This is a genomic window from Furfurilactobacillus curtus (genome assembly GCF_054657915.1).
Genome location: NZ_BAAHXU010000003.1, coordinates 20,625 through 29,389 on the forward strand (window position 1 = coordinate 20,625; position 8,765 = coordinate 29,389).

The following is an 8,765-nucleotide window of genomic DNA, read 5'->3' on the forward strand; positions in this document are numbered from 1 at the left end:
TCCCTCCTTACTTCTTGATTGGCCGGGCTAACGTCACATCACCACCACTTAGTAAGCTATAAAAGGCGGTGCCAAAGGTGCTTTCGTTAACCTTGTCGCCTACACCACCTTGCTCAATGATTTTGGTGGCTTTGCCTTGCCACTTGTCTAACAAGATTGCGGTGTGCCCATTGTTCCCGGCCCCGGCACCTTGATTAACAATCACAATATCGCCGGCTTTGGCGTCATTTTCACTGATCTGTTTCAGATATTGATGACTGCCTTTGGCGTCACTTGCCATCGTACCGGTAAACCAGCCCATGTTGGCCGGTACCTTGTAACCAGCTTTATTAAGCGCTAACCAGACAAAGCCTGAACAATCGGTTCCACCGGTTTTGTTAGGATTCTTTAAATCGCTACCTAAATCAGGGCTAGGGTGGGTTTGAACATAGTAGAAATCGCCTTTCATACTTTCCGCATTTTTGACGATACTCCCACCGGAATAGCCCGGGTCACTATCACAACCTAGCTCGGTCAGATCGCCTGAACTCGCATTGTCTAAGGTATTACCGGCCACTGGGTCACTCGCCCCGAACACGGAATACCAGTGATCGGCATACCCGTATCTTTGGCTTAAATACCATTGTTCCGGGTTCTTACTCATACCCTCGTAATCCATTAACCAGGCTTTCGTCGCTTTGTGCACGTCCGTATACTTAAAAATCTGCTTGTTTGACGCATAGTAACTACTGTTCAATTCTTGATCGAGATAGTCCAACTGCACGCCGAGATTAGTCGCTGGTTTGTTTTCTTTGTGGGCTAAATCTTCCAACTTATCCTTTCGACCACCTAACCACTGGGCTAAGCCCGTGGCACCGGAACTTGAATTAACCGAATTGGGATCAAGGCGACTTTCCAGTTGTAAGACCCCCAAGATTCCGGCGGCCGCTTGTGGGGTGGCGCCATACTTCTGTTTCCAGTGCGCATAGATACTTTTGGCATTTTCTGTCATGCTCTTACTATCCAATTGCGTCTCTGTGGTGGTTGAGTTATCACAACTGTTTTCTTGTAGCTGACCAGTAATCGCGGCAATCAGCAAGACGATTAGCAGAATGGTGCCGCCCACAATATAAGCAATCAACTTCCACTTCTTTTTCTTATATTCAAACGACAATACCTGCATTTAATCACCCACTTTGTGCTTGGCCTGATCGACTTGTTTTTGCGCTGCTGATTGGTCACTCTGCGCATTCTTTAAGTCCGACTTGGCTGAATCCACCTTCTTGTCTTTATCCTTATCTTTACTGCCATCAATCTTGTTGGCGTCATCTAACTTCTTTTGGGCGTCGCTAACTTCGTTCTTAGCAGAGTTGAGACTTAATAGCGCTTTGAGGTACTTAGCTTTAGGACTGTTCACGCCAGCTAACTTGGTTTGAACAGTCTGGGCGTCTTGCGTATCGTTATGGGCTAGGAAGGCTTGTCCCATTCTCAATAAAACATCAGCGTTCGTCGTAAAGGATAATTGGTTATTGAGCGTATTGGTGTCGTAGTTAACGATGGCTTTTTCCAGCGCCAATTGGTCTTTTTGCTTGCTTGTCGCCTTAGTTGGCAATTCCCACTTGGCAACCTGCCCGCTATCCTTGTTGGCATAAGCCGTGTTGACAACCTTATTCAACTGGCTTGGATCAACCTTCAAGGCTTGCTGGTACTGACCATGCTTTAAAAAGACACTGACTTGCTTAGTTGAAGGATAGCCGGCCCGTTGCATATCTTTTTGCGCTTCCGACCACTTCTGATCATTTAAAGCAGTTTGAATTTGGCCGCTATATTTTAATCGTGTGACCTGGGCTTGGTTCTGGTTAGCTAAGCTTTGATACTGCCGTTCGTCACTTTTATGGACTAAACCGACAGCCAAAACGGCCACAATCGCCACTCCGGCCACGCTCAACCATAAACGTTGTTTGGTTTTCTGCTGGGCCGTTTCAACTTCCTGCCATTCGTGATAACTCACAAAGTCCTCAATGCCGTTAACCACTTCCGTTAACTCATTTAACGACGTAGCTTTAGCTACTTGTTGTAAATAGTCGTCCGGGTGTTTGGCCAAGGCTTCTTTAGGATTACTTAATAGCCGTTCATAGGGTGTCCCCGTCAAGCAAAACAGAATCAGCGCTTTGTATTTAGCTAAATTGCTATGCTTGTCATCATAGGGCATGAGTTCATTGGCCCGGTAGGCGTACCAAACATGTTGCATTGGGTAATACCATAGGTTGGCTGGGTTCAACGCAACGTGATACTGGCTATCGTTAACCACCTTTTGCGTCATGATTTCCTTGGCAATCGCTGACCGGATTGCTTTATTTTCCTGCGGTAATTCCTTTAATGATCTGACCTTATCCGGCAAGGTATAAGTTAAAACGACCTTCTGGCCTTGCTCAACCACGTTGACTAACTGCAAGAAATTGGCATCAGTTTGTTTTAATTCGTTTAGCTCACTCAACTGGTCATATCGAAACTGATTGTGATTGAGTTCGAGAATTAACTGGTTCCCTTGTCGCTTGAAGGTGCCAACCTCGATATTCAATAACTGGTTTGGTTTACTCATTTAAAGTCCCTCCTTCCTCTTCGGTAGTGGTCAAGGCGTCAATCTCACTAGGTGTTAAGACCACGCGCTTTTGATAATCCGGTTGTCCGGCTGTCTCACGGTTGTATTTTTCTTGGTAAGCTTCGGGATCAATCAACCGCAATTCTTCTTCGGTCAACTCGACTTTCATAAAGGCGCGTTGGCTGCCGTAGATCATTAAGGCTTCGCCTTGTCTACGACGTTCTAGTAGCTTCTTTTCTTTATCCGAGAACGTCATTCTCAACTTAGTAATGACATCATCGACACCTTTACCATCAAGGCCAAAGAATACCTTGGTATAGGAGTTCCCAATAATGGCTTCACCAATGTTCTGCCCGGTATCTGTCGTGCCTTCAATCACATCTTGAATTTGCTGCGTTCCGGCAATCGCCCCGGCATTGTATTTTCTAAACCGTTTGTAGGCTTGATGGAAAAAGGTGGCAGCCGCTTTGTGTAAGGTTAAAAAGTGAAATTCATCAACAAACAATTTCTTGCGGCTATGCCGATCTTTGGTGATTTCGTCCCACAAATACTGGAAGGTATTCAGATAAGCCGCTGATTGGACTTCCTGTTCACTTTGTAGTGGTTTTAGATCAAAAGAAATGACCTTCCCCTTTAGGTTGACGTTGGTGTGACCGTCAAATAGGCTGTTAGAACCATGAGTATAGCTGCCTAAGATGTAGTAAAAGTCTTTAACCCGACTGAATTTGTCGGCGTCTTTATCAGCCAGTTTCTCCAATTCGTCATAAACATTGGATAAGGTCGGCCACTGATCGTCTTTAATCTCTTTTAAGCGGCTGTATTTCAAAACACCACTGTTGACGTAAGCTTGTTTAACGACATCATCAAGGATTGCCAGCTCAACTTGGGTAATGCCAGTTTTAAGGACTTCAAAGAACCCCTTTAATCGCTGAATTTTATCTTTGACCAGCAAATCAAGGTTCGTGACGGCCTCATCAGCGCTTAGGATTTCTTCGGAAAAAATTTGTAGTGGGTTAATTTTGTACTTAGCGTTAGAAGTTAGGTGCAAGACTGCACCACCTAGGGCTTCGACAATCTTGGTATATTCGTTTTCTGGATCAATAATGTAGATTTGATAGTCTTGAATGGCGTAGCGCAGGATTTTCTGAATCATATAGGTGGTCTTGCCGACCCCCGAGGTTCCGATAATCACTTGATTTTGATTTAGGGTCTTGTTGCGATCCAACATATCTACGGCAATTAAGCTGTTGGTGTCTTTGTTAACTCCTTCAATATCACTTCTCGGCTTTAAGTCCAAAATCTCCGCGTCATCAAAGGGAAACATGCTGCTGGCAACTTCGGTATTACTCTCTTTATAGGTGTAATCCCCCATGAGGTTCTCATTAATTGGCATGGTTGACCAAAATGCTTGGAAAGTGGCTTTAACGGGAACAAGGGGCTTCATTTGTAGCTTAATCAACGTATTCTTAACGTTTTCGGTTAAGTCATCCAGTTCTGCTAAACTATTGGCCCGCAGATAAACCAGCATATGTTGGTACACAAATGTGGTAGAATTATCGAGGTATTTATCTAGTTGCATGTTGGCCGAATCAATGTAGTTTTGCAGAATCTTCTTTTTATACGGGTCGAACGTATTGAGCTTCTGCGCTTCCTTATTTTGAATCGTCTTCTTGTAATAGGTAATCATTGAATTGTTACTGGCGCTGTCGATATATTGCACAATATCGATAACGCCTTTTTTGCGTTTTAACTCCGATAACCAGTTGCCATACACCCGCTTAGGATAGTCGGCAATCGCTAACACCCGAATAAAATTCTCGCCCGACTGGACGTAGGTGGGGTACTGTTCCCAGCTAAACGGGAATAGTGAATGCAAGCTATCGCGATCAATCAGCTTGGTAAAGTCTTCAACCTCCGGTTTAGGATTACTACCCGTTTGGCCGCTATCGCCTTGATGTCTTTCTTTTTTAGTTGGCATAAATAAATCAATGACCTTATCACCAAAACTCATCCTGTTGCCTCCTATCCATTGAAATTGATTAAGTTCTTTAAAATCTCTTGGACTTCCTGACTAGTCAAAACTTTGGCCGTCACATCAAAATCCGTTAACGCATTTTCAATGTCTCGTTTAACCTGTTCGATCTTTTCGTCTAAATGAGTGACGGCTAAGTTTAAGCTTTTAACGCTCTTGTCTTTAATCGGTACCTTAACGATTAGCAGGTGTTGCTTAGTTGTCATGTTTTTGGATTCCTGGACTTTAGTAAAGTGGTCCAAATAACTGGCTATGAGCTGGATTTTGAACTGTTGCTCCGAGTGATCTTTTTGTAACGCAAGATACCGACGCTTGAGACCATTGAGATAAGCCGTCATATTGACGGGAATCGTCGGTTCTAAGAACTGTAGCGTGTCATCAACACCTTCACCCAAGGTACTCATCAGAAACGCGCCATAGTCCTCAAAGACGTCTTGCTGTTCGGTTTCATTAAGTAGATCAAGGTTGATCCCACTAACTTCCAAAATGCCAACGAGATTACCCGTTTTGGTAACTTCGTAGTTACCATACATACCCACCACCAAGCTCATGTCATCAATGGTCTCTTTGCCACCATTGATTCTAGGCGGTTGGTAATCCCAATCGAGCTTCGCTGATTTATTGGCGCTTTTGTTCTTCTTCAAACGCATTTAGTTCACCTCGCTTCTTCGGTTTTAAATAAAACAGTTTCTGACCATTGGCATAGCGACGTTTCAACTTAAAGTTATCCCGCACTTTAATATTCTTGCGTGCTGAAACTGGCCGAATTGTTAAAATAGCCATGACAATCGTCATGGCTAAGACAACAATCACAATTTTTATGAGAACTAAGATTAGTCCATAAGGTGGGATTGCGATAAAAACCAACCCAATCAAACCAGCCAGTGCCGCATAGCCAAAATCTTTTAAGGTGTAGTCTTTCCAGATTCCGTAGTCTTTATCCACGTTCTCCGGAAAAATAAATTCTTTACCTTTTTTCATTTTGGCATAGCTCCTTTTCTTTAATTATGTGAATAAGCTGTATACCCAAGGTAAGATCCAGATAATGGCCGCTGCTAAGGCCACCAAGCCAGCAACTCGGCCCACTGCATGGTAAACTTCGGATTTCTCCCGCGGGTCGTCTGCGTCAGGCATTCTTTTGATAATAATAAATAGCGCCACACAAATCCCAACTAAAACAACCAAGCCAGTTAAAATACCTTGAATCGTCTTACCAGCGCTGGTTAGCTTACTTTTAACTTCGCCACCGTCCGCCGCAAAAACAACCTGGGCGTTCATCAAGCCCAAATAAATCGCAGTAGCTCCAGTAGTTGTTAGCGCTTTCATTTTGCTGAACTTCATGTTATTCCTCCTTCCTATCGTCTTCTGATGACCGTAATTGAATTTGTTCTGCCTGCGTTTCTTCTGGCTCACGCTGATAGAACTTGTTCATTTGTTCCTCGGCAATTTGCTGGCTTGGTAATGGATCGGTGGCTAATTTGACGCGGCCGTTTTCACTCGTGGCTAAGTAATACTCTTTTTCTGACTGGCCTAATTCTTGGGTCTCTAAGACATGCAAATTATGTTCGTAACGGTCTAAGGCGTTATCAACTTCTAAGCCATAGAAACCTAAGAAGCCTTCCAGGAAACTCTCACCAAAAAAGGTCATTTCATTTTTAATTTGCTTATATTGATGAGTTGGCTTATCACTAACTAGCTTTTCGGTCTTTTTAGCATTTTGACTGTCTTGATGGCGGTTAAACCAACCACTAAGCTTTAAGGGTTCAGTTTTCAACTGGCGTTTAACGGTCTTCTTAATCATTGCTTGTCGGACTTCGTCAACTGGCTGACCGTCTTGATCTAAAATTGCTTGTAGCTGTTTTTGATCAGTTAATGCTTGGTCATCATCAACCACAATCGCCTTTTGCTCATCATGAACTAGCTTGCCATTAATACCTTGCCAGCTTTCTACTTTCATTGGATCACCTCCTCGTATTATTAAAAATGTATTCAAGTATTGACCAGCTTCGCTGTTTGGATGCTGTGTGATATTCTCTAATTGTTCATTGGATTCGGATCCAACTGGTATAGGCTTTCGCCTCCTGTAGTTTATCTACATTTTAAGAATGCCGCCCAGATGAATTGTTTAAGTTCAAACCACAAGCTGTAGTGTTAGCTGATGATTTTGATAGCTCGCGTTCTATCAAGCAGCTAGTCATTGGATGACTTGTCTACTCATAAATTGCGAGGATGTTCTGAAGATTCATAATTAGGGAGTATCACACAGCACCCAAGCCTATCCAAAATAAGAACGGAAAGGAGGTCTGAATCAATGAACTTGAATGTTGGTATTGATGTTTCAAAATTGAAGCTTGATTATTGTGGAATGGATTCAAATAAGCAAGTGTGTTTCCAAGGTGAAGTAACAAACACCCCGAAGGGGGCCGGTCATATTCGTGATGAGATTTTAAAGCGGTCTCAGCAAGCTGACCAAATTATTATCGGCATGGAAGCAACCTCAGTTTATAATTTCCACCCAACCTTGTTCTTTGAACAAGATGATCGCCTTAATCAGTTAAACGTGACTGTGGTCACCTTGAATCCTAAAGTGACGCACCGTTACAGTAAGTTATTTGATGATGATAAGACCGATACCGTTGATGCCTTTCACATTGCCGATTTCTTACGGATCGGCCGGTATCAAGTTCCGGTTACCCGCGATGAAAAGCACATCGCTTTACAACGCTTGACCCGGGAACGATACCACTTAGTCCATCAGATCAATGATTGTAAAAATCACTTTTTAAATAACCTGTACTACAAGGTGAACACCATCGATACGGTCTTGCCTACCTCAGTCTTTGGGTCAACCATGCTTAGCATTCTGAGTGATGAGAAGTATTCCCTAGATGACCTGGTTCAGATACCCTTGTCAGCCTTAACTGATGAGCTAAATCATTTATCTCATGGCCGGTTTGGCGATGCCAAAAGTGTTGCCAAAGCACTGAAGAAAGCCATTAGAAGTTCCTATCGGCTTAGCAAGACGGTTGCCGATTCCGTTGATCAAGTATTGGCCATGTACGCTAATCAGTTGCGGATGCTTAATCAACAGCTAAAGCTGTTAAATAAAAGCATTTCTGATCTGTGCTCGGTCATTTCAGGTGCAGACTCACTCCAAAGTATTCCGGGAATTGGACCAGTGTATGCGGCCGGATTACTGGCTGAAATCGGCCAAATTGACCGTTTCCCCAATGATGCTAGTCTCGCCGGCTACGCTGGCTTATCATGGCAACGCAGTCAATCAGGAAATCATGAGCGACAATTAACGCCGCGAACCAAAAGTGGTAACCAATACCTACGTTATTACTTAGTTGAAGCTGCCAACTCAGTAAGGCGCTATGATCCCACTTATGCCAGGTACTACCAGAAGAAGTTCCGGGAGGTACCAAAGTATCAACATCGTCGAGCTTGTGTGTTGACCGCTAGGAAGCTGGTTCGGTTAATTATTAATCTACTAACTGAACATAAACTGTACACGCCTCCTAAATTGGTCTAGCGCGACGAACATCGCTAACATTGCAAGTTTCTAACCAGTGAATTTTTGTACTTCACTGGGCTGGGGGAAGTATACTCTCCTCACAATTAGAACTATCAATATTTTACGCACCACCTACTTGACTTCTGACCACAAGTCTTTAAATCAATCGGAATAATTGTTCTCTGGACGTTCCCCTAACCCGCCCTGTAAAATGGATTATTAGGAGGGTGACACCTAGAAGGCGTATTTCTAGGTGCTGATCCCCGTTAGCACCTTTATTGCTGACGAGGACGCCCTCTTTTTTTATGCGATCTCTGATCCATTCAATTCCTTGTGCTGATATTAGTTTGCTTTTGCCACCCTCCAAAATCATATTTTCGGGTACTTCGCCCTTATGACGGCGTAGCCATAAACTTACATAAGAACGACTGCGGCCTAACTTTTGGCTAGCTTGGCCAAGGTTATACCATTCTTCTTTTGACACATCTTTTACCCTCCTTTCTTTAATCTATGGCTCTATTATACACTAAATGTACTCATTGTGTACATTTAATTATTACATTTAGATTACAAGTGCATGCCCCCATCTTCATGCCGGTTCTGGGTTTGGTGTTGCCGTTGCTTTTTCGTCATTT

9 protein-coding genes are annotated in these 8,765 nt (G+C 43.4%); 1 reads left to right on the top strand and 8 read right to left on the bottom strand.

The genetic code is table 11. The features are described 5' to 3' along the window. Positions 1–7: 7 nt before the first annotated feature. From ACYQ0Y_RS10195 to ACYQ0Y_RS10225, 7 genes are read right to left on the bottom strand one after another with little or no spacing between them, the layout of a single operon-like run. Complete coding sequence (locus ACYQ0Y_RS10195) at positions 8–1,162, bottom strand: phage tail tip lysozyme (protein ID WP_152706960.1); 1,155 nt, start codon at positions 1,160–1,162, stop codon at positions 8–10. Next, on the bottom strand, positions 1,163–2,581 hold the full coding sequence (locus ACYQ0Y_RS10200; protein ID WP_407884983.1) for a type VII secretion protein EssB/YukC: 1,419 nt from the start codon (positions 2,579–2,581) through the stop codon (positions 1,163–1,165). It lies immediately after the preceding gene. After that, a complete protein-coding gene (locus ACYQ0Y_RS10205) occupies positions 2,574–4,592 on the bottom strand; it encodes a VirB4 family type IV secretion system protein (RefSeq protein WP_070792641.1) in 2,019 nt (672 codons plus the stop codon). Before ACYQ0Y_RS10205 ends, ACYQ0Y_RS10200 begins: the two co-directional genes overlap by 8 nt. An 11-nt stretch (positions 4,593–4,603) precedes the next feature. After that, on the bottom strand, positions 4,604–5,263 hold the full coding sequence (gene trsD / locus ACYQ0Y_RS10210) for a TrsD/TraD family conjugative transfer protein (RefSeq protein WP_459935490.1): 660 nt from the start codon (positions 5,261–5,263) through the stop codon (positions 4,604–4,606). Continuing rightward, a complete protein-coding gene (locus ACYQ0Y_RS10215) occupies positions 5,232–5,594 on the bottom strand; it encodes a conjugal transfer protein (RefSeq protein WP_407884990.1) in 363 nt (120 codons plus the stop codon). The genes trsD and ACYQ0Y_RS10215 overlap by 32 nt, the downstream gene beginning before the upstream one ends. Before the next feature lie 24 nt (positions 5,595–5,618). Next, positions 5,619–5,954 (bottom strand): CagC family type IV secretion system protein, encoded by a 336-nt coding sequence (locus ACYQ0Y_RS10220; protein ID WP_407884988.1) that lies wholly within the window; start codon positions 5,952–5,954, stop codon positions 5,619–5,621. A gap of 1 nt (position 5,955) precedes the next feature. Further along, complete coding sequence (locus ACYQ0Y_RS10225) at positions 5,956–6,570, bottom strand: hypothetical protein (protein WP_407884986.1); 615 nt, start codon at positions 6,568–6,570, stop codon at positions 5,956–5,958. Between the two features lie 354 nt (positions 6,571–6,924). Here ACYQ0Y_RS10225 and ACYQ0Y_RS10230 point away from each other — a divergent pair, with 354 nt between their 5' ends. After that, positions 6,925–8,148, top strand: a complete 1,224-nt coding sequence (locus tag ACYQ0Y_RS10230; protein ID WP_068222268.1) for an IS110 family RNA-guided transposase — start codon at positions 6,925–6,927, stop codon at positions 8,146–8,148. A 139-nt stretch (positions 8,149–8,287) separates the two neighbouring features. Here ACYQ0Y_RS10230 and ACYQ0Y_RS10235 read toward each other — a convergent pair whose 3' ends face one another. Then, on the bottom strand, positions 8,288–8,614 hold the full coding sequence (locus ACYQ0Y_RS10235) for a hypothetical protein (protein WP_459935491.1): 327 nt from the start codon (positions 8,612–8,614) through the stop codon (positions 8,288–8,290). Between the last annotated feature and the right edge of the window lie 151 nt (positions 8,615–8,765).

Coding starts and splice junctions, on each gene's coding strand:
- ACYQ0Y_RS10195 (WP_152706960.1), bottom strand. CDS start 1,162: ATGCAGGTATTGTCGTTTGAATATAAGAAAAAGAAGTGGAAGTTGATT.
- ACYQ0Y_RS10200 (WP_407884983.1), bottom strand. CDS start 2,581: ATGAGTAAACCAAACCAGTTATTGAATATCGAGGTTGGCACCTTCAAG.
- ACYQ0Y_RS10205 (WP_070792641.1), bottom strand. CDS start 4,592: ATGAGTTTTGGTGATAAGGTCATTGATTTATTTATGCCAACTAAAAAA.
- trsD (WP_459935490.1), bottom strand. CDS start 5,263: ATGCGTTTGAAGAAGAACAAAAGCGCCAATAAATCAGCGAAGCTCGAT.
- ACYQ0Y_RS10215 (WP_407884990.1), bottom strand. CDS start 5,594: ATGAAAAAAGGTAAAGAATTTATTTTTCCGGAGAACGTGGATAAAGAC.
- ACYQ0Y_RS10220 (WP_407884988.1), bottom strand. CDS start 5,954: ATGAAGTTCAGCAAAATGAAAGCGCTAACAACTACTGGAGCTACTGCG.
- ACYQ0Y_RS10225 (WP_407884986.1), bottom strand. CDS start 6,570: ATGAAAGTAGAAAGCTGGCAAGGTATTAATGGCAAGCTAGTTCATGAT.
- ACYQ0Y_RS10230 (WP_068222268.1), top strand. CDS start 6,925: ATGAACTTGAATGTTGGTATTGATGTTTCAAAATTGAAGCTTGATTAT.